The organism is Tenacibaculum holothuriorum, assembly GCF_002120225.1.
Classification (GTDB): Bacteria; Bacteroidota; Bacteroidia; order Flavobacteriales; family Flavobacteriaceae; genus Polaribacter; species Polaribacter holothuriorum.
Window position 1 is genome coordinate 326,571 of the sequence record NZ_LAPZ01000002.1, and the last position, 20,071, is coordinate 346,641.

At 30.2% G+C, this 20,071-nt stretch carries 17 protein-coding genes; 8 read left to right on the forward strand and 9 right to left on the reverse strand.

Annotated elements, in window-relative coordinates; genetic code table 11:
• Nucleotides 1-157: 157 nt before the first annotated feature.
• Nucleotides 158-301 (forward strand): hypothetical protein, encoded by a 144-nt coding sequence (locus WH52_RS14955; protein ID WP_198938373.1) that lies wholly within the window; start codon nt 158-160, stop codon nt 299-301.
• 79 nt (nt 302-380) lie between these two features.
• Here WH52_RS14955 and serS read toward each other — a convergent pair whose 3' ends face one another.
• Together serS and WH52_RS04450 are read right to left on the reverse strand one after the other, a co-directional pair.
• Nucleotides 381-1,655 carry a serine--tRNA ligase gene (gene serS, locus WH52_RS04445; protein WP_086029726.1) on the reverse strand — a complete coding sequence of 425 codons (1,275 nt, stop codon included), beginning with the start codon at nt 1,653-1,655 and terminating at the stop codon, nt 381-383.
• Between the two features lie 55 nt (nt 1,656-1,710).
• Nucleotides 1,711-2,646: a bifunctional riboflavin kinase/FAD synthetase gene (locus WH52_RS04450; RefSeq protein WP_086029727.1), complete on the reverse strand. Its 936-nt coding sequence runs from the start codon at nt 2,644-2,646 to the stop codon at nt 1,711-1,713.
• A 193-nt stretch (nt 2,647-2,839) separates the two neighbouring features.
• Here WH52_RS04450 and WH52_RS04455 point away from each other — a divergent pair, with 193 nt between their 5' ends.
• Together WH52_RS04455 and WH52_RS04460 are read left to right on the forward strand one after the other, a co-directional pair.
• Nucleotides 2,840-5,767 (forward strand): TonB-dependent receptor, encoded by a 2,928-nt coding sequence (locus WH52_RS04455; RefSeq protein WP_086029728.1) that lies wholly within the window; start codon nt 2,840-2,842, stop codon nt 5,765-5,767.
• Nucleotides 5,768-5,780: 13 nt separating this feature from the next.
• The gene (locus WH52_RS04460) at nt 5,781-7,517 is read left to right on the forward strand and encodes an SGNH/GDSL hydrolase family protein (RefSeq protein ID WP_086029729.1); all 1,737 of its coding nucleotides are present in this window, start codon (nt 5,781-5,783) and stop codon (nt 7,515-7,517) included.
• Nucleotides 7,518-7,566: 49 nt separating this feature from the next.
• Here WH52_RS04460 and WH52_RS04465 read toward each other — a convergent pair whose 3' ends face one another.
• A complete protein-coding gene (locus WH52_RS04465) occupies nt 7,567-7,803 on the reverse strand; it encodes a hypothetical protein (RefSeq protein WP_086029730.1) in 237 nt (78 codons plus the stop codon).
• 79 nt (nt 7,804-7,882) lie between these two features.
• Nucleotides 7,883-9,424 carry a glycine--tRNA ligase gene (locus WH52_RS04470; RefSeq protein WP_086029731.1) on the reverse strand — a complete coding sequence of 514 codons (1,542 nt, stop codon included), beginning with the start codon at nt 9,422-9,424 and terminating at the stop codon, nt 7,883-7,885.
• 77 nt (nt 9,425-9,501) lie between these two features.
• Between WH52_RS04470 and WH52_RS04475 the strand changes: the two genes are divergently transcribed.
• Nucleotides 9,502-12,048 (forward strand): DUF3857 domain-containing protein, encoded by a 2,547-nt coding sequence (locus WH52_RS04475; RefSeq protein WP_086029732.1) that lies wholly within the window; start codon nt 9,502-9,504, stop codon nt 12,046-12,048.
• A gap of 30 nt (nt 12,049-12,078) precedes the next feature.
• On the opposite strand, the gene WH52_RS04480 is transcribed toward WH52_RS04475, so the two are convergent.
• From WH52_RS04480 to WH52_RS04490, 3 genes are read right to left on the reverse strand one after another with little or no spacing between them, the layout of a single operon-like run.
• Nucleotides 12,079-12,978 carry a hypothetical protein gene (locus WH52_RS04480; protein ID WP_086029733.1) on the reverse strand — a complete coding sequence of 300 codons (900 nt, stop codon included), beginning with the start codon at nt 12,976-12,978 and terminating at the stop codon, nt 12,079-12,081.
• Between the two features lie 27 nt (nt 12,979-13,005).
• Nucleotides 13,006-13,905 carry a hypothetical protein gene (locus WH52_RS04485; RefSeq protein WP_086029734.1) on the reverse strand — a complete coding sequence of 300 codons (900 nt, stop codon included), beginning with the start codon at nt 13,903-13,905 and terminating at the stop codon, nt 13,006-13,008.
• A 45-nt stretch (nt 13,906-13,950) separates the two neighbouring features.
• Nucleotides 13,951-14,511, reverse strand: coding sequence for a class I SAM-dependent methyltransferase (locus WH52_RS04490; RefSeq protein WP_086029735.1), 561 nt, complete (start codon nt 14,509-14,511; stop codon nt 13,951-13,953).
• A gap of 148 nt (nt 14,512-14,659) precedes the next feature.
• Here WH52_RS04490 and WH52_RS04495 point away from each other — a divergent pair, with 148 nt between their 5' ends.
• Nucleotides 14,660-15,256 carry a ComF family protein gene (locus WH52_RS04495; RefSeq protein WP_233131514.1) on the forward strand — a complete coding sequence of 199 codons (597 nt, stop codon included), beginning with the start codon at nt 14,660-14,662 and terminating at the stop codon, nt 15,254-15,256.
• Between the two features lie 5 nt (nt 15,257-15,261).
• Entirely contained in the window at nt 15,262-16,920 is a 1,659-nt protein-coding gene (locus WH52_RS04500; protein ID WP_086029737.1) for an Ig-like domain-containing protein, read from the forward strand.
• Nucleotides 16,921-16,945: 25 nt separating this feature from the next.
• Here WH52_RS04500 and WH52_RS04505 read toward each other — a convergent pair whose 3' ends face one another.
• Together WH52_RS04505 and WH52_RS04510 are read right to left on the reverse strand one after the other, a co-directional pair.
• Nucleotides 16,946-17,326 (reverse strand): DUF1573 domain-containing protein, encoded by a 381-nt coding sequence (locus WH52_RS04505; protein ID WP_086029738.1) that lies wholly within the window; start codon nt 17,324-17,326, stop codon nt 16,946-16,948.
• 8 nt (nt 17,327-17,334) lie between these two features.
• Nucleotides 17,335-18,222 (reverse strand): thioredoxin domain-containing protein, encoded by an 888-nt coding sequence (locus tag WH52_RS04510; protein WP_086029739.1) that lies wholly within the window; start codon nt 18,220-18,222, stop codon nt 17,335-17,337.
• A 187-nt stretch (nt 18,223-18,409) separates the two neighbouring features.
• Here WH52_RS04510 and WH52_RS04515 point away from each other — a divergent pair, with 187 nt between their 5' ends.
• Nucleotides 18,410-19,381 (forward strand): sensor histidine kinase, encoded by a 972-nt coding sequence (locus WH52_RS04515; protein ID WP_086029740.1) that lies wholly within the window; start codon nt 18,410-18,412, stop codon nt 19,379-19,381.
• Between the two features lie 8 nt (nt 19,382-19,389).
• The gene (locus WH52_RS04520) at nt 19,390-20,070 is read left to right on the forward strand and encodes a LytR/AlgR family response regulator transcription factor (RefSeq protein WP_086029741.1); all 681 of its coding nucleotides are present in this window, start codon (nt 19,390-19,392) and stop codon (nt 20,068-20,070) included.
• Nucleotide 20,071: the final 1 nt, after the last annotated feature.

Consider the following 20,071-nt stretch of genomic DNA (forward strand, 5'->3'; position numbering starts at 1 on the left):
AAAAGTAAAGATACTCAAAGTTTTACGAATACTACTGTTAATTAAATCTACTGTTTTTTGTTAATTAATTATTAAAAACACTGTTTTCAGAAGAAAGTTTGTAACATTTTGGCACGAAACTTGTCTATATAATAAACATAACTAAACATCGAACACTATGAAAAATTTAACTAAGCAATACGAAACAGCAAAGAACAACGCTAATATGTTTATGAAAAACGGACAAATATCTAAATATTTTGAAGCGTTATTAGAAATGAATAAATACAAAAAACTAATGGTAGCAGTGGTTGCCAACTAATATATATTTTTGAAGGGGAACAAAAAACCCAAGTTTCTTAATTGAAGCTTGGGTTTTTTACATTTATAATTTTGTTATTTTAGTCAATCATATCAAAACCGCAATAAGGAACTAATACTTCTGGTACTTTAATTCCTTCTGGAGTTTGATAGTTTTCTAAAATCCCTGCTAATACTCTTGGTAAAGCTAAAGAACTGGCATTTAAGGTATGTGCTAATTGACTTTTTCCTTCTTTATTTTTGAAACGTAATTTTAAACGATTCGCTTGATACGCTTCTACATTTGATGCAGAACTAATTTCTAACCAACGATTTTGTGCTGTTGAGTATACTTCAAAATCAAAAGTTAATGCTGCAGTAAAACCAGTATCTCCACCACATAAACGTAAAATTCGATATGGTAATTTTAACTCACGTAAAATTCCTTTAATATGTTCAACAATATCGTTTAATGCATTGTAAGAATTATTTGGGTGTTCAACACGAACTAACTCTACTTTATCAAATTGATGTAAACGATTTAATCCACGTACATGAGCTCCGTAGCTTCCTGCTTCACGACGAAAACAAGGAGTATACCCAGTGTATGCCTTTGGTAAATCGCTTTCTTGTAATAAATCTCCTCTATGCATATTTGTAATTGGCACTTCAGAAGTAGGTATTAAATATAAATCGTCTGCAGTTACATGATACATTTGTCCTTCTTTATCTGGTAACTGACCTGTACCAATACCTGAAGCTTCATTAATTAAGTGAGGAACTTGAACCTCTGTATAACCAGCAGCTGTATTCTTATCTAAGAAATAAGAGATTAATGCACGCTGTAAACGAGCTCCTTTTCCTTTATATATAGGAAAACCTGCTCCGCTTACTTTTGCTCCTAATTCAAAATCGATAATATCATATTTCTTAGCCAATTCCCAGTGAGGTAATGCTTCGTCTCCTAAATTAGGAACAATACCTTCTTTGAAAATTTCTTCGTTGTCTTCTTCATTAACTCCAGCAACCACAGATGCGTGAGGAATGTTAGGAATTTGATATAACAACTCTGTTAACCTATCAGCGGCAGCATTTAACTTTTCAGTTAATTCTTTATCTTGAACTTTTAACTGCCCAGTTTTTTCTTTTAATAAGTTAGCTTTCTGAACTTCTCCAGATTTAAAAAGACCACCAATTTCCTTGGATATTTTGTTAGATTCAGCTTTAACATTATCTAATAAAACTTGTGTAGCTCTACGAGTTTCATCAGTAGTTAATACTTCGTTAATCATTTCCTCGGCATTCGTAAAATTACGTTTTGCCAATCCATCTAAAACAGTTTGTTTGTTTTCTCTAATAAACTGAACCTGTAACATCTTTTTATTTTTTTAAGAACCGCAAAGATATAGGATGTTACAATTTTAAACAATGCTATTGTACAATTGTTTTTAAGTAGTTTAAAGTATTTTCTTTATCCTTTTTTAATTGAAGTTTTAATTCTTCTACTGAAGAGAATTTTTCTTCCTCTCTTAAATAGTATAATAACTCGATTGTTATTTGCTGATTGTATAGGTTTTCATCAAAATCGAAAAAATTAACTTCTATAGTTCTATTAGCTCCATTTACTGTAGGACGATTACCTATATTCATCATACCATGAAACCTTTCTCCATTAATTTTTGCTTTTACAACATATACTCCCTCTTTAGGTATAAGTTTGTAATTCTCTTCAATATGAATATTTGCTGTAGGGAATCCTATTTTTCCTCCCAACTGGTTTCCTTTTACAACTTTTCCTGTTAAAGAGAAATTGTATCCTAAATATTTATTAGCTGTTTTTAATCCTCCTCCTTGTAATGCTCTTCTAATTTTAGTAGAACTTACTGATACGCTATCAATATCCTGCGCTGGAATTTCTTCTACAGTAAAATCAAATAAATGAGAATACTCAGTAAGTTGCTCAATATTTCCTTCTCTATTTTTTCCAAAATGATGATCATAACCTATAACTAATTTACTAACATCAAGTTGGTTTACTAGTACATTTCTAACAAAATCTAACGCGGTTAGTCGAGAAAACTCTTTACTGAATGGATGAACTATTAAATGGTCTAACCCAGTTTTGGCTAATCGTTGTGCTCTTTCTTTAATGGTATTAATAAGTTCTATAGAAGCATCTTGTTGCAATACCATTCTAGGATGAGGAAAAAAAGTTAACACTACTGATTCTTTATTATCTCTTTTCGCCTCAGCAACCAAGTTTTCTATTATTTTTTGATGACCAATATGTACGCCATCAAAAGTACCAATAGTAACTATTGTTTTTGTGTTGGGTGTAAAATCAAAAATTGATCGGGTAATCTTCAATTGATATAAATTTTATACAAATTTACGACTTGTATGAAAATGCAAAAAGCACATCTTAAATTTATGTTATAAAAATGTAAGTATATCAAAAAAAAGAGCAGAAGTATATCAAAATATCAGTTTTATTACTCTTTTATTTAAAAAACCAAAAAAAATTGTATTTTGCACAGCAGTTAACAAATTATTTTACATTATGATTAAAAAACTATTACTAGTTGCATTTGTACTCTTTGGTAGTAGTCTAATGATGGCACAAACTACCATTAGTGGTACTGTTAATGATGCTTCTTTAGGCGGACCTTTACCAGGTGCAAATATTAAAGTTTCGAGAAAAGCGGTAGGAACTACTACCGATTTTGATGGGAAGTTTACTTTAACAGTGACAGACACCCCTCCTTTCACCCTAGAAATTTCTTCTTTAGGGTATGGTACAAAAACAGTAGAAATTACAAAAAACAATCAAGTTGTAACTGTTGATTTAACAGAAAACGCAACTTCTTTAGACGAAGTAGTAGTATCGGCTTCTAGAACTCCAGAACGTGTTATGGAATCTCCTGTAACTATTGAACGTTTCGATTCTAGAGCAATTAAAAACTCATCTTCTCCATCATTCTATGATGCTTTAGAGAACTTAAAAGGTGTAGATATCAACTCAAGTGGTTTAACATTTAAATCGGTAAACACACGTGGTTTTGCTTCTTTTGCTAACGAACGTTTTGTTCAGTTAGTAGATGGAATGGACAACTCATCTCCTGCCTTAAACTTTGCTTTAGGTAACTTATTGGGTATGTCTGAATTAGATGTTAAAAGTGTAGAAATTTTACCAGGTGCTGCTTCGGCTTTATATGGAGCAAATGCATTTAACGGAATTATGTTAATGCGTAGTAAGAGTCCTTTTGACGATCAAGGAATTAGTGCCGTTGTAAAAACAGGAATTACAAGCCAACAAGCTGCTGGTGATAACGGTTTTGTTGACACTAGTGTTCGTATGGCATACGTTTTTGATGATTATTTTGCTGCTAAAGCTACTTTATCTTATTTAGAAGGTGAAGAATGGCACGCAACTGATTATAGAAATACAACTGGAGTTGGAGGAACATATGCTCCAGGAACAAGAGATACTAGATTAGATTATGATGGTGTAAATGTTTATGGTGATGAAGCTGTAATAGATTTAAAAACTGTTGTTGACGGGTTAGTAAGTAACGGTTCATTACCTACTTCTGCGCTTGGTGTCGTGCCAAATGTAAGAGTAAGTAGAGATGGTTATAATGAAGTTGATTTAATGAGTAATGAAGCTAAAAGTTTAAAATTTGGTGCTGCATTACACTACAGACCTTTAGGTAATGATAGAGTAGAGATTATTTGGAATTCAAAATTTGGTAGAGGTAATACGATTTATCAAGGTCAAAACAGATACAATATTGCTAACTTCTTTATGGAACAACATAAATTAGAAGTTAGAGGTAAAAACTTTTTTGTAAGAGGTTATTATACTGGTGAAGATGCTGGTGATTCTTATGATACAAGATTCTTAGGATTAAACTTAAACAATCAATGGGTTAGAAACCCTGTCACAAACCAAATTGTTGCACCTCAAGATGCGAATAACACTTGGTTTGCTAGATATGTATTAGGTTACTTCAATGCAGCTACTCAAGGTGGTCTTACTGATTCTCAAGCTCATGTAGCAGCAAGGAATTTTGCTAACGTAGGGAGATTAGTTCCTGGAACTCCAGAGTTTCAAGCTGCCTTTGACAAAGTTACTAATGACCCAGACTTATTAACTGGATCGAAGTTTAGAGATAATACTAACTTATATCATGTAGATGCAAACTTAAATTTAAGAGACTATATTGATTGGGCTGAAGTTCAATTTGGAGGTTCATATAGAAGATTCAAATTAAACTCATTCGGAACAATTTATACTGATGGAACTGGACCAATTAGATATAGTGAATATGGTCTTTATACTCAATTGCAAAAGAAAATGATGGAAGATCGTTTAAAGTTTACTGGTTCTGTTCGTTATGATAAAGCACAAAACTTTGATGGTAACTTCTCTCCAAGGGTATCTTTAGCGTATGCTGCTGGTGAAACAAAAAACCACAACTTTAGAGCATCATTCCAAACTGGTTTCCGTAATCCTACAACACAAGATCAATATATAGGTTTAGCAACTGGTGCAGGAGTATTAATTGGTACTGCTGAAGACAACTTAGACAGATATACATCATTACCTCAAAGTGTATCAACTGCTGGTCAAGGTTTATCTGGACTAGGAGCAACAACAACATTTACTGGAAGAGATGCATTTACTAGAGCTTTCTCTGCAACTTCTTTAGCTACTTACGGTGCTGCTGTAGCACAAGCTATAGCTGGAGGAACTAACCCACAACAAGCTGCTTTAGCTAATGCTGGTTTATTACAAAAATCTGATTTTGATTTAGTAAAGCCAGAAAAAGTAACTTCTTTTGAAGTTGGTTATCGTAGTGCAATTCCAACAGGAGACACAAAAATTGGTATAGATTTTAGTGCTTATTATAACGATTATCAAGATTTCATTGCAATCAAAAATATTGCTGTACCTCTTTATGGTGGTTTTAATGCAGATGGTACTCCAAACGCATTAGCTGTTGCTGCTGTAGGTAATGGAGATTACACTGGTGTTGGTTTTAGAACGAACTCTAAGGCTGATGTTAGTTCTTATGGGGTAGGTTTAGGTATTAACACAAAAATATTTAAAGGATATAATTTAGGGTTTAACTATACTTGGTCTAGATTTAGCTTTGATCAAGCTTCTGATCCAGATTTTGAGCCATCTTTTAATACTCCAGAGCATAAAATTAAATTACAATTTGGGCATTCAAATTTATTCGAAAACTTCGGATTTAACATTAATGCTCGTTGGCAAAATTCTTTCTTATGGCAATCTTCTTTCTTAGAAGGAACTGTTGACGCAAGAACTGTATTAGATGCTCAGGTAAATTATAGAATTCCAAGTTTAAAATCTGTAATAAAAGTTGGTGGTGCTAACCTAACAGGTGAAGAATACTTAAGTGCTCCTGGTGTTGGTGCAATTGGTTCTCAATACTTTATTTCTTGGACAATCAATAACTAATTAAGAATTAACAATGAAAAATTATAATAAATATTTATTAGGTCTATTAATTTCTACGGGATTAGTTTCTTGTGATGTTAATAACGACTTAGATCCTATTCCTGAAGAGCAACCTGCAGTTGTTGAACTTAATGTAAATGGATTAGATTTATCGAAATATGTTTCTGTAGGTGCATCTTTCACAGCAGGGGTTACTGACGGAGCTTTATTTATAGCTTCTCAAGAAAATTCATTTCCAAATATATTAGCTTCTAAGTTTAAAATGGCTAACGGAGGAGATTTTTCTCAACCTCTAATGAATGATAATATAGGTGGATTTGTAACTACAACAGGGGTAGTTGCTCAGCCACCAAGACTATATTTTAACGGAACTGGACCAGCAGAATTAAACGCAACTCCAACCACAATATTTGGAGCACCTGCAGCTAATGCTGGTAATTTAAATAACTTTGGTGTTCCTGGAGCAAAAAGCTTCCATTTAGTGACTCCAAATTATGGTAATCCAGCAGGTTTAGCTACGTTACCTTTAACAGCCAATCCTTATTTTGTAAGAATGGGAGCTCCTTCGGGCACAACTATTATGACTGATGTTGCTGCTGCGGCACCTACATTTTTTACCTTATCAGAAATAGGAGGTAATGATGTATTAGGTTATGCACTTTCTGGTGGGTACAACCCAGAAGTAAAGCATCCAGTTACAGGAGCTGTAATAGTACCTGCATCTAATGCTATATACCAGTCAGATAATATGGTTAGTCCCGCTAATTATGGAGCAAATGATATTACAAATACTGATGTTTTTGCTCAAACTTTTAATGGTATTGTAGGAGCATTAACAGCTGGTGGTGCAAAAGGTGTAATTGTTACTTTACCATACATAACTAGTTTAGCACATTTTACAACTGTACCTCACAATCCTTTAGACCCTAGAGAAAATTCTGAGTTAGCAGGACAAGTACCTCTTTTGAATACTGTTTACGGAGCTATTAATCAAATTTTTATAGGAGCAGGTCAAACTAACAGAGTTATAACATTTGACCCAAATAATACTAACCCTGTAGTTATTAAAGATGAGAAACTACCAAATTTATCTAGTGTTATAACTACGCAACTTGTTGCAAGTCCTACATTTGCTCCTTTCGTACAGTCTTTAGGGTTACCGGCTCAAGCTGCTCCTTTAGTTGCTAAATTATTAGGAGACCAATACGGGCAAGCAAGACCTGCAACGGCTAACGATTTATTAGTATTACCTAGTAGTACAGTTATTGGTACTGTTAACACTAAAAGTGTACAAACATTAATGGGACAAGGAATTCCTCAAAATTTAGCAGGGCAATTTTCTGCTGAAGGGATTACTTTACCTTTAGAAGATAAATGGGTATTAACTCCTGAAGAGCAAAAAGAAATAAAAGATGCTACAGATGCTTACAACCAAACTATTACAGCAGTTGCAAATGCAAATGCGAATGTTACTTTAGTTGATTTGAAAGATGTTTTAAATCAAGCATCTATGAGTGGTGTTGCTTTTGACAACTATACTTTAACTACTCAATTAGTTTTTGGTGGTTTAATTAGTTTAGACGGGGTTCATTTAACTGCTAGAGGTTATGCTCTAATGGCTAACAAAATTTTAGAAGCTATGGATAAGCCAGAAGCTGAAGGAGGCTTTGGAACAAACTTTACTAAAGCTACTAATGGATTAGCTAAGGCTGGTGATTATCCGACTAATTACTCTGCAGCTTTACGATAAAAATAAATTTTATAAATAAAAAAAGGTGAACTTAATTGTTCACCTTTTTTTATTTATTGGCATTTTCTTTCCATTCATTAATCATATCATCTGTAATGATATATTTTTTATATCTCCCTTCTCTGTATCTTGAATAGATAAAAACTGGCATTAATACAAAAGCCATAAAGAACACACCTAACCCCATTACTACCTGTGCATTATCTTTATCAGCATACAACATATAAGCTCCTACAAGCATCCAAACTAAGAAGATAACGAACAATACTATTACGACTTTTTTCATCCTTAAAAACGTTTAATTAGCGCAAAAATAAAAAATCCTATCATGTTCATGATAGGATTTTAGATATATAAAATTGTTATTACATTTTCATTAACCAAGAACGAACATCTACTTCTTGTTTAATAATGTCTCTTAACTCTTCAATTTTAACACGTTTTTGCTCCATCGTATCTCTATGACGAATGGTAACTGTATTATCTTCTAAAGTATCATGGTCTACCGTAATACAGAAAGGAGTACCTGCAGCATCTTGACGACGATATCGACGACCTACTGCATCTTTTTCATCATAAGATACATTGAAATCCCATTTTAAATCATCAACAATTTTACGAGCTACTTCTGGCAATCCATCTTTTTTAACTAATGGTAAGATTGCTGCTTTTGTTGGAGCTAAAACTGCTGGTAACTTTAAAACTGTTCTCGTAGTTCCGTTTTCTAACTCTTCTTCTTGTAAAGAGTTAGAAAAAACCGCTAAGAACATTCTATCTAAACCAATAGAAGTTTCTACTACATAAGGAACATAATTTTTATTTTCTTCATGATCGAAATATTGTAATTTCTTTCCTGAATGTTCTTCGTGTGCCTTTAAATCGAAATCGGTACGTGAGTGAATTCCTTCTAATTCTTTAAATCCGAATGGGAATTTAAATTCGATATCAGCAGCTGCATCTGCATAATGTGCTAACTTTTCATGGTCGTGAAAACGATAGTTATCTGCTCCCATTCCTAATGACAAGTGCCACTTTAAACGAGTTTCTTTCCACTTTTCGTACCATTCTTTTTGAGTTCCTGGTTTTACAAAAAATTGCATTTCCATTTGCTCAAATTCACGCATTCTAAAAATAAACTGACGTGCTACAATTTCATTACGGAAAGCTTTTCCTGTTTGTGCAATTCCGAAAGGAATCTTCATACGTCCGGTTTTTTGTACGTTCAAAAAGTTTACAAAAATACCTTGTGCTGTTTCTGGACGTAAGTATAAATCCATTGCAGTATCTGCAGAAGCACCTAATTTTGTACCAAACATTAAGTTGAATTGCTTAACGTCTGTCCAGTTTTTAGAACCTGTTAACGGATCAGCTATTTCTAACTCTTCAATCAATGCTTTTACATCCGCTAAATCTTCATTTTCTAAAGACTTACCTAATCGACCTAAAATTGCATCAATTTTTTCTTGGTAGCCTAAAACACGTCCATTTGTAGCTAAAAATTCTTCTTTGTTAAAAGCATCTCCAAAACGTTTTGCAGCTTTTTTAACTTCCTTTTCAATTTTACCTTCAATCTTAGCACAATAATCTTCTACTAAAACATCAGCTCTATAACGCTTTTTAGAATCTTTGTTATCAATTAAAGGATCGTTAAATGCATCTACGTGACCAGAAGCTTTCCATGTAGTTGGGTGCATTAAAATAGATGCATCGATACCAACAATATTTTCGTGCATTTGCACCATTGCTTTCCACCAATAATCACGAATGTTTTTCTTTAACTCTACTCCGTTTTGAGCATAATCATATACCGCACTTAATCCGTCATATATTTCAGAAGATTGAAATACATAACCGTATTCTTTTGCGTGCGATAATACCTTTTTAAATTGATCTTCTTGTTTTGCCATGATGCAAAAATATAGGTTTTAAGTAACATTTATTACTTCAATAATATACATTTGTAAAAAAAATTGATTTTAGTATTATGAAGAAACTCCTACTCGTTAGTTTTTTACTACTTACTAGTTACGTATCCATTGCACAAGTCTTAAAAAAAGGACCTTCAAAATGGATTAACCCTGTTGATTATATTACTGAAACATCGATAACAGAGGAGCAAATTAATCAAGGTAATTTGCTTTTGCTATATGATGAGCAAATCAACATTAATAGAGAGGAAATTTATTTTCATCTAGCAACAAAAATCACAGATAATGTTGGTGTTCAAGCTGCTTCTTCAATACAAATTGATTATGACCCAAGTTACCAAAAACTAATAATTCACTCTTTAAAAATAATTAGAGAGGATGAAGTTATAGACAAAATTAAAACTTCACATTTTCAAAATATTAGAAGAGAATTAAATGCTGAAAATTACATTTATGATGGTAGCTATACAGCTTTAACTAATTTGAGCGACGTTAGATCTGGAGACATCGTTGAGTATAGTTATAGTATTAAAGGTTTTAACCCTATTCATCAAGGTAAATTTTCTGCTGTTTTTAATTTAAACTCAAGTCAACCAATAGGCTTATTATCTCTTAAACTGATTTCAAACAATCCAATAAAAACAAAATTCTTTAATACTAATTCTGAATTAAAAGTTCAGAAACACAATGGTAAACATACTTATTCTTATGTTAAAAAAAATGTAGAAAGTTTTCTTCCTGAAAACAATCAGCCTATATGGTATATTAGTTCTGAAATTTTAAATGTAAGTACATACAAATCTTGGAAAGAAATAGTTGATTGGGGAGTGAAAAATTTTAATGTAAATTCTTCTTTAAGTCCTTCATTAAAAAAGAAAATTTCAGAAATTAATTCAGAAAACAAAAGTGAAGGAGAGAAAGTAACAGCTGTTTTAAACTTTGTACAAGATGAAATACGTTACTTAGGCTTAGAAAACGGAATTGGCGCTTATAAACCTTTTTCTCCAAATAAGGTTTTTAAACAAAGGTATGGAGACTGTAAAGACAAGAGCTTGTTAATGTCTACTATGCTTAATGAATTAGGTATTGAAGCATATCCGATGTTAGTTAATACTTATTTAAAATCAAGCATAAAAGATTTTTTACCAGCTACAGAGCATTTTAATCATTGTGTTGTAAAGGTTATCGATAAAAACAAAACTCAACTATATTATGACCCTACAATTTCAAATCAAGGAGGAAATCATGAGAATACTCATTTCCCTAATTACAGGCAAGGTTTAGTACTAAAACCTGGTAATGATAATTTTGATGATATTACTTCTTATGCTAATAACCTTGTAGAGATTGTAGATAATATCTACATTGATAAAAACGGTAAAGAAGGTTCTTTAGAAATAACCTCTACTTATTATGGTCATGATGCTAATCTAATTCGAAGCTATTTCAAAAACAACAGCATAAAATCTATTCAAAAGGAATACGAAAAATACTATTCTAAACATTTTAACGAAGTAAGAAGTACTTCTTTACCTAAATTTACAGACAATATTGAAGAAAACTCTTTAGTAGTTAGAGAAACCTATAAAATAGACAACTTATGGAGTTCTACTATTGAAGATGATAAAAAGACAGTTTCTTTTCACCCTTATTCAATTACCGAAATACTAGCAATGCCTTCAAAAACCAGTAGAGAAACTCCATTTGCTTTAACCTTTCCTACTGAAAGACATCATACTATTAAAGTTCACTTACCTAAACATTGGAATATTAGTCAAAATAGTTTTAATATAAATTCCCCGAGCATTTACTACGACCAAGATGTTTTTTATAGTAGAATGAATAAAGTTGTTTCTATCGAACATTCATTAAAAATAAAAAAAGATCACGTTGCTGTAGAAGATTTTCATGAATTCTATAATGATTTAAAAGATATTGATAAACAAATAACATATAACTTCATTGTACCCAAAGATGGAGCAAATACATTTAATGAGACTGAGCAAACATCATCAATCGCTTTGAATATTTTAGGCTCATTCATTTTTTTAACAATCCTTGGATTATTCATATTCTTAGCATTTAAATTATACAATTATAATCCACAACCTAAAATAGAAAAGTATTTTGAGGATAATAAACAAATTGGAGGTTGGCTAATTTTATTGGGAATTGGGCTTTGTTTAGCCCCTTTAAAAATATTTATTCAAGTTCTATTTGAGGAAAATTATATTACGGGAGGTTGGATAATGTATTTAACCCCTAATGTCTTTCAACAAAACCCTAGTATTGCATTCATAACATTATTCAGACTCGTCTTAAATACCTTAATGTTCGTTTATGGGCCTTTAGCAATTATATTATTTTTCCAAAGAAGAAGTAGTTTTCCAAAAGTACATGCTATTTACCTGGGCATTATATTTTGTTCTTCTTTAATAATATATCTAATGGCAATGAGTTTATATAAATATGAATACATGAAGAATTATGAAACAAATTTACTTTTAATTTCATTTATCTTTTCAGCTATTGTTATTCCATATTTATTAACCGCAGATAGAGTAAAAGAAACATTTGTAAAAACAAAAAAAGAGAGGCTTTAAAAGCCTCTCTTTTTTATTTTATTTATACTCTTATCTCAACTTAACTACTGCGTTTCCAGAATAAACTCCATCTACAAAAGCACTAATAGTGTATTTTCCTCGATTAATATCGTCTCTATTTACTAATACAAATGATACTAAACTAATTCTATCATTTCTATAATCTACATTAACAGAATCACTATACGTAATATTATCTCCATTTTTTAGATTCATATTTCCTTTTGCAGCGATTACTTGCTTATTTTCATCAAGAATTTGAATGTAAACTTTCTTGTCACCTGCTTCAGTAACGGGGTTATCTAATAAATCAAAATTAATTTTAAAAGCGTCTGTCCTACTAGATCTTGAAGTTGATGTTAATTTACCACTACTTCTTTCTTTCATAGCAATAGCTTTTACTGGAGTAGTTTTTATAATACCTGCTACAGCTACTTTAGCTTTTAAATTTTCAGAAGATTCTTCAAGCTCTTTATTTTTTTCTTCTAACTCTGTATTTAAGTTTTCCTTTTGCTCTATAATTTCTTTTGCTATAGTATTTTCTTGAGCCAGAACTGTGTTTACAGTATTTAAAGAATCTACTTTTATAAACAATTTTTTATTTTCTCTTTCTAAACTTGCTATTCGCTTTCTATATCTTCTTATTAAGTTATAGTTGGTTTCTTTTAGGTTTTTTACAGAATCTTTTAGCTCCTGCATTTTTACTATTTCTTTTCTTAATCGTTTAGATAGGCTCTTTTTTTGAACCACTACAGTAGTATAGTCTTTTATAATTTCATCTAACTCATTTTCTAAATCGGCTTTTTCTTGTTTAAAAACCTCTTTTAACGAAGTATAATCATTAGATTGTTTTACTGTAAAAAACGATAAGAATAGTAATACTAAAAGTAATACGAGTAATACAAAGTTTTTAATTTTTGATTTTGACATAAGGGGGATTTTTGGTTATAATTTAACTTATCTTAATTTAACTTTTACGTATCCTGAGTAAACCCTATCTATAAAAACATTTATTATATACTCCCCTTTAGTAATGTTTTTATTATCTACATATATATAGGCTTTAACTTCTAAATTTTTATTCTCATAGTTTGTTTGAAACTTTTCACTATAAGAAATAACTTTTCTGTTCTTTAATCTTATTTTTCCTTTTGATTGATGTAATTTTCCTTCTGGATTTATTAGCTGAAAATGGACATCTTTTTTCCCTTTTGTGGCTACTTTATTTTCTAACAATTCAAAAGTAACTTCAAATGCTTCAGTTTTACTAGACCTTGAAGTGCTTGTATATTTACCACTTCTTTTCTTTTTCATTGCCTCAACATCTAAATCAACAGCTTTTAAAATCTCAGCATTAGCAACTCTTGCTTGTAACTCATTTTTTCTATAAGTTAAAACTTTATTTTTTTTGTTAAGGTTATCATTTAAGTCTTCTTCTTTCTCTAACTCTTCTTTAACCTCAACATTTTCTTCTAACAGCCTTGAGTTATGATCACTCAAAGAGTCTATTTGAATAAAAAGGGATTTATTTTGTCTTTCTAAATTAACAATTCTCTTACGATAATCAGTAATTAAACTATAACTAGAGGATTTTAAGTTTTGAATTGTATCTCTAAGCTTAATAATTTTATTTAGCTCTTCTTTAAGACGAGAGGAAACATTTTCTCTACGAGAAATGGCGTCTTGATAATCTTTAATAATAACATCTAGCTCTGATTCGAGTTCGTTTTTTTCTACTTCGAATGCTTGTCTTAAATGTGAATAATCTTTGGCATTCTGGTAAGACAGATAACCTATAATCACAACTAAAACAAGTAAGAAACTTATTAAGCCTTTACTTTTTATACTAGAAATCATCACTAGGGGGTATGATGAGTTATTAATTGGTTCGCTGCTAAAATACTATTTTTTAGCACATTTATACACAAATGCTGGCGGAAAATTTAGTGGTTCAAAATCTAACCTTATATTTTCACCAAATACTTTCTTTAACTTTTTATAGTATGTTAAACTATATTGGTACTGAATAAAAAGTCCTTTTCTCTTCAATACTTCATGGCTTTTAATAAGAATATTATGTGATATGTTTTTAGGAATAATAGTTAAAGGTAAGCTTGATATAATATAATCGGCTTCTTTAAATCCTAATTTATTTAATTCTTCAATAATATCTTCTGCTGAAGCTTTTATAAGCACTATTTGATCGTGCTTTATTTTTTCTAATTCTTTAAAAAAAGCATCATTAATTTCAAAACAAATTAAAGTAGTTTGAGGCTCTAATCTTTCTAAAATACTTTTTGTAATAGCTCCATCACCAGGACCTAACTCTACAATAACTTTTGCTTTAGAAAAATTAATATTCTTAAGCATTTTATTTGCTAAATATTTAGAACTAGGAACTACAGTTCCTGATGTTTTATAATTCTTTACGGCTTCTTTAAAAAACTTTAATTTTTTATTCAATTTATTGATATAGTGTGTTTTTCGTATTTTAATGCTCAAACGCTTTGTAAATATGCAATTTTTAAAAGACTTTTTGTATTTATTTTTTCCTAAAATATGTATAACATGTCAAGAGAACCTATTAAGTAACGAGTATATTCTATGTACTATGTGTAAGTACGACTTACCGTTAATTGATAACAATACGCATACCAATAAAAAATTAGCTTCAATTTTCTTCGGAAAAACAGATATAAATATGGTAAAAAGCTTTTTATACTATAGAAAAGAAGGAAAAGTTCAGCAATTAATTCATCATCTCAAATACAAAAACAGAGAAGATATCGGTTCTTTTTTAGGAAACTGGTTTGGGCATCAACTAAAAGAACAAAAATTATTCACAAATATTAATTATATAGTTCCTGTACCTCTTCATCCTAAAAAACTAAAATTACGTGGATACAATCAAGTTACTAAGTTTGGAATTTCTTTATCAAACATTCTTAATATTGAATACAAACCGAATATTTTAATTAGAACTTCAATCTCAAAAACCCAAACACTAAAACAACGTTTTGAGCGTTTTTCAAATACTAACACAAAATTCAAACTTACCAATATTCAGTTTTTTGAGAACAAACACATTCTTTTAATAGACGATGTAATTACAACTGGTGCTACACTAGAAGCCTGTTGTAACGAACTCTTAAAAACTAAAAATATAACAATTAGTATAGCTACTTTGGCTTATACAGAAAAAACATAATTTGTATGCGCATATTTAGTACTTTTGATATTGATTTTAAACCTTACTTTGTGAAGTATTTAAAAATAATATCGGTACTTTTTATAACCTTTCTTATTACAAATTGCGCTAGAAGAGGAAATCCTGATGGAGGTCCTAAAGATGAAACTGCTCCTATAATGGTTACCGCAAAACCTCCGTATGAATCTACGGATTTTAAGGATGATAATATTCGTCTATACTTTGATGAATATATTGTTTTAAAAGACTTAACAAAACAACTTGTGGTTTCGCCCCCGTTAAAAACACCAGCTGTTATAACTCCGCAAGGTACTGCTAGTAAATACATCAATATAAAAATATTAGATACGCTAAAACCAAATACAACTTATACTTTTAACTTCGGAAATGCAGTACAAGACAATAATGAAAACAATAAAATAGAGAGTTTTAAATATGTCTTTTCTACAGGAAGTTATATTGATTCTTTAAAAACTCAAGGAAATGTAAGCGATGCTTACAATAAAAAAACTGACAAAAACATTAATGTAGTTTTATATAGAATTGACAGCACTTTTAACGATTCTATTGTATATAAACGTAAGCCAGATTATGTTACAAATACGCTAGATTCTACCGTATTTAAAATTACCAATGTAAAAGAAGGAAAATACCTTGTTGCTGCTTTAAAAGAAGAGGCTAACGACTTTATGTTTAATAGTAAGACAGATCAAATAGGATTTTTAAAAGACCCTATTACATTACCAAAAGATAGCGTTCTAAAACTTCCTATTCGTTTTTTTAGAGAAGTTCAGCCCTATAAATTTAGAAGAGGAAAAGAAGTTACTAAAGGAAAAATTGAATTTGGTTTTGAAGGAAAACAAAGCAACATGAAAGTTCAATTACTTTCTAGGGTTCCTGAAGATTTTAAAGCTTTTTCTGAATTTGAAAAAGACAAAGACACGCTAAACTATTGGTACACTCCTAATAATGTAAAAGACTCACTAAACTTTATTGTTACTAATGAAAGTTTTATAGATACTGTTACTGTACGTTTAAGAAAAAAGAAAATAGATTCTTTAACGGTAAACTCTAACGTATCAAGGACTTTACATTTAAACGATACGTTGTTTTTAAACACAAATAATCCTATTACAAAAATCGACGAATCTAAGTTTTCTTTAATAGATGCTGATACTGTTGATGTTCCTTATGAACTCAAAAAACTACATTTTAACAAGCTAGCTTTATTATTTAAAAAACAGCCTAAAAAAGGATATATATTTAAAGTGCTTCCTAAAGGAATTATCGATTTATACGAAACTACAAACGACACACTTAACTATCGTTTTGCTACGAAGACAACAGAAGATTATGGAAGTATCATTTTAGACATTCAAAAAGAAACCAAAGTTCCTATAATCATTGAGCTTTTAGATAAAGACCACGTAGTAAAAACTGTGTACTTAAACTCTTCGAAAAAAGTAGAATTTAACCTACTACCACCTAAAGAATACACTGTAAGAGCTATTGTCGATGAGAATGATAATAAAATGTGGGATACAGGAAGTTACTTACAAAAAATTCAACCAGAAAGAATCGTATATTTTGAAGAACCATTTAAGCTAAGAGCTAACTGGATTCAGAATGAAACCTTTATTATAAAAGATAATCCAGAAGAGTAAATTTACCTTCTGGATTCTTTCTTTTTTATTTTGAAGCTAAAGAGTTATTAACTACAAAACCTTTTATTTTAACCGTTTTTCTTTCTGTTTTAGCATTAGAAATAATCGTAAACATCTTAGAGAAACCTCCAACAATATTGGTGTTATACGACACTTTTATTTCTCCTTTTGCACCAGGCATAATTGGTTTTTCGGGTTTCTTAGGCACTGCACAACCACAAGTAGAAAATACATTTTTTATAATTAAAGGAGCATCCCCAACATTGGTAAATTCAAAAATTTTAATTCCGTCAGAGCCTTTTGCTATTTTTCCGTAGTTAATATTTTCTGTTTTAAATTTAAATTCTTGTGCGTTTGCAACTGTTACTGCAAAAACTAAACTTAGTAAGGTAATTAGTAATTTCATTGTTCTATCTATTTAATGTGATTATTTATCTCTTGAAGTGTTTCTAAAATTTCTTTTTTCTTCGGATTTAATGCCAACGCTGTACTATAACTTTGTAAAGCCTTTTTATACTTTTTTGCTTGATACAAAGCTTCTCCATAACTATCAAAAACATTCCATTTATACGGATACATTTTGGTGTTTAATTGAAAAACAAAAAGAGCTTTATCTATTTGATTAGATCGAAGTAATTTGTATCCATACGTATTTAATTCTCTGCTTCCTTTTGTATACTCAGCCAAATACGGAATTAACTCTACTTCTTCTTTTTTAATTTTATCAAGGTTTTTAGCTTTAAACAGAGCGTTTAAATAATGAACAACTGCATAGTTTGGAGCATATTTTTTTCCTTCTATAATTTTAGAAATATCTCTTTCAAAATCTTGCTTCGGATATTCAACAATTCTCCCAATTTCAGTTCCATCTTTATAAAAAATAAATGTAGGAACTCTATGTACATTTAATCCTTTTTCTTCTCCATTTGGTGCTTCTTTATAAGCTTCCTTTGTTTTGTTTACAGCGTAAACTTCTAAATTTTTAGCGTCAAAATTTACCTTATCTAACACTTTATAAAACTTAGGTAATTCTCTTTTACTATCACCACACCAACTTCCGTAAAAAACTTTTACAGTATAATCATTCATCTTATTTTTCAGCTTTTTTACCACATTCGTGTTAACAGCATAAGCATCGTAATTTTTTTCAAACCATGAGAAGTCTTTATTTTTAAAAGCTTGTTTATTTGTTTTTCCTAAAAGCATTGGTTTACCTTTAGCGTCAGCTATAATTTTATTTATGTTTTGAGACCATAAACAGCTTGATAACAAGAATAAGACTAACGTAATTTTTGTGTTCATTTTAAGTTGATTTTTCCTCGAAACTACACAATGAAATACTCCTTAAAAACTTAATTTAACAAGCAATACATAAAACTGTATCAACAACATTTTAGCGAGTATCAACTGCATTTCGTACAGAGAAGAATGCATTTTGTACCTTTAATTTGATGGAATGTGATTTATTGAGTACTTTCAAATCCGAGAAATGAAATTGAACAGAAAACATAGCACACAAATTATAATTCACACATTATTTTGGGCATTATTTGTCTTTGTTTCGCTATTTGTTTTTACGGAGTATTATTGGGCAGAAAATCCGTTCTTACAGTACTTTTTCCTTTTAGTTTCTATTGTATATGTAAACTATTTTATACTACTACCTTACTTTGTTAAAAAGAAATGGTACGCCTTGTATAGCTTACTTTTTACAGCTATTTCGTTTTTAGCGACTCAATTGTATTGTAATGTTTTTACGCGCTGCGGTTGCTCTTTCTTAAAATGTTTAAGTGATTATTTATGGCAAACATTGGTTCCGTTATTATTCTTCTCTTTTTTATGGATGTTGTTTAAATATTTAGATGAACAAGATAAATTAGAAAAAGCTACTCAAGAACGAACCGAAATGGAGCTCAAATTTTTAAAAACACAAATTAATCCGCATGTATTATTAAATAATTTGAATACCATTTATGCGTATTCTATTGAAAAACCTTCAAAAACTCCCGATTTAATTTTAAAACTTTCAGAAAACTTAAAACACGTTTTATACGAAACAAACTCTAAGAAAGTTTCCTTAAAAAAAGAATTGAATTTTATTGAAAACTATATTGAATTTCAACGAATTCGTACCGAAGGAATTAAAGAAATAGCATATCATCAAACTTCAGATAAAACAACTTATAAAATCGCTCCTTTATTATTAATTACACTTATTGAAAATGCATTTAAACACAGTACTACTCATAGTAAAATCTTCATAGAAATTAATACTGAAAATAGTGTGCTTAATTTTACATCAAGCAACACTTACAAAGTTGAAAGTAAACAAAACAACAATGCTATTGGCTTGGAAAACTTAAGAAAAAGGTTGTTTTTGTTGTATCCAAATAATCACCAATTGACTATAGATGAACAAGAAAGTTTATTTACCGCTAAACTCACATTAAATCTAGAATAACACACGCTATGAAATGTATTATTATTGAAGATGAATTACCAGCACAATTAATTTTAAAAAGCTATATTAAAAGGTTTGATCAATTAGAATTAATATCTTCTTTTCAAACCGCTATTGAAGCGAATTCATTTTTAAAAAAAAATACAATCGATTTAGTTTTTCTAGATATTAACTTACCTGACATCTCTGGATTAGACTTTATAAAAACAGTTCAAAATCCACCACAAATAATAATTACAACAGCCTATCCTGATTACGCCTTAGACAGTTTTGAATTAGATACAATTGTAGATTATCTGGTAAAACCATTCTCTTTAGAACGTTTTTTAAAAGCTATTAGTAAAGCCGAAAAACGTTACCAATCAGAAAGTAATTATTCAAATTCTGAAACTATATTTCTAAATATTGATAAGGCTTTACACAAAGTAAAGATCGAAGACATTTTATACATAGAATCTGACAGAAACTATTTGACTTTTGTTACCGAAAAACAAAAACTATCTGTAATTGATTCTTTGAAAAATTGGACAGAAAGTTTGAGTAAACATCAATTTATTCAAGTCCATAAATCTTATTTAATAAATCTAAAAAAAGTAGATAAAGTAATTGGAAATATACTTTATATAAAAGAACAAAAAATTCCTATTGGTAGAACTTATAAATCTAATTTTATAAATACTATTCAATAAC

Excerpts from the sequence above, each read along its gene's own strand:
- WH52_RS14955 (WP_198938373.1), top strand. The coding sequence starts at position 158 with ATGAAAAATTTAACTAAGCAATACGAAACAGCAAAGAACAACGCTAAT.
- serS (WP_086029726.1), bottom strand. The coding sequence starts at position 1,655 with ATGTTACAGGTTCAGTTTATTAGAGAAAACAAACAAACTGTTTTAGAT.
- WH52_RS04455 (WP_086029728.1), top strand. The coding sequence starts at position 2,840 with ATGATTAAAAAACTATTACTAGTTGCATTTGTACTCTTTGGTAGTAGT.
- WH52_RS04460 (WP_086029729.1), top strand. The coding sequence starts at position 5,781 with ATGAAAAATTATAATAAATATTTATTAGGTCTATTAATTTCTACGGGA.
- WH52_RS04465 (WP_086029730.1), bottom strand. The coding sequence starts at position 7,803 with ATGAAAAAAGTCGTAATAGTATTGTTCGTTATCTTCTTAGTTTGGATG.
- WH52_RS04470 (WP_086029731.1), bottom strand. The coding sequence starts at position 9,424 with ATGGCAAAACAAGAAGATCAATTTAAAAAGGTATTATCGCACGCAAAA.
- WH52_RS04475 (WP_086029732.1), top strand. The coding sequence starts at position 9,502 with ATGAAGAAACTCCTACTCGTTAGTTTTTTACTACTTACTAGTTACGTA.
- WH52_RS04480 (WP_086029733.1), bottom strand. The coding sequence starts at position 12,978 with ATGTCAAAATCAAAAATTAAAAACTTTGTATTACTCGTATTACTTTTA.
- WH52_RS04485 (WP_086029734.1), bottom strand. The coding sequence starts at position 13,905 with ATGATTTCTAGTATAAAAAGTAAAGGCTTAATAAGTTTCTTACTTGTT.
- WH52_RS04495 (WP_233131514.1), top strand. The coding sequence starts at position 14,660 with ATGTGTAAGTACGACTTACCGTTAATTGATAACAATACGCATACCAAT.
- WH52_RS04500 (WP_086029737.1), top strand. The coding sequence starts at position 15,262 with ATGCGCATATTTAGTACTTTTGATATTGATTTTAAACCTTACTTTGTG.
- WH52_RS04505 (WP_086029738.1), bottom strand. The coding sequence starts at position 17,326 with ATGAAATTACTAATTACCTTACTAAGTTTAGTTTTTGCAGTAACAGTT.
- WH52_RS04510 (WP_086029739.1), bottom strand. The coding sequence starts at position 18,222 with ATGAACACAAAAATTACGTTAGTCTTATTCTTGTTATCAAGCTGTTTA.
- WH52_RS04515 (WP_086029740.1), top strand. The coding sequence starts at position 18,410 with ATGAAATTGAACAGAAAACATAGCACACAAATTATAATTCACACATTA.
- WH52_RS04520 (WP_086029741.1), top strand. The coding sequence starts at position 19,390 with ATGAAATGTATTATTATTGAAGATGAATTACCAGCACAATTAATTTTA.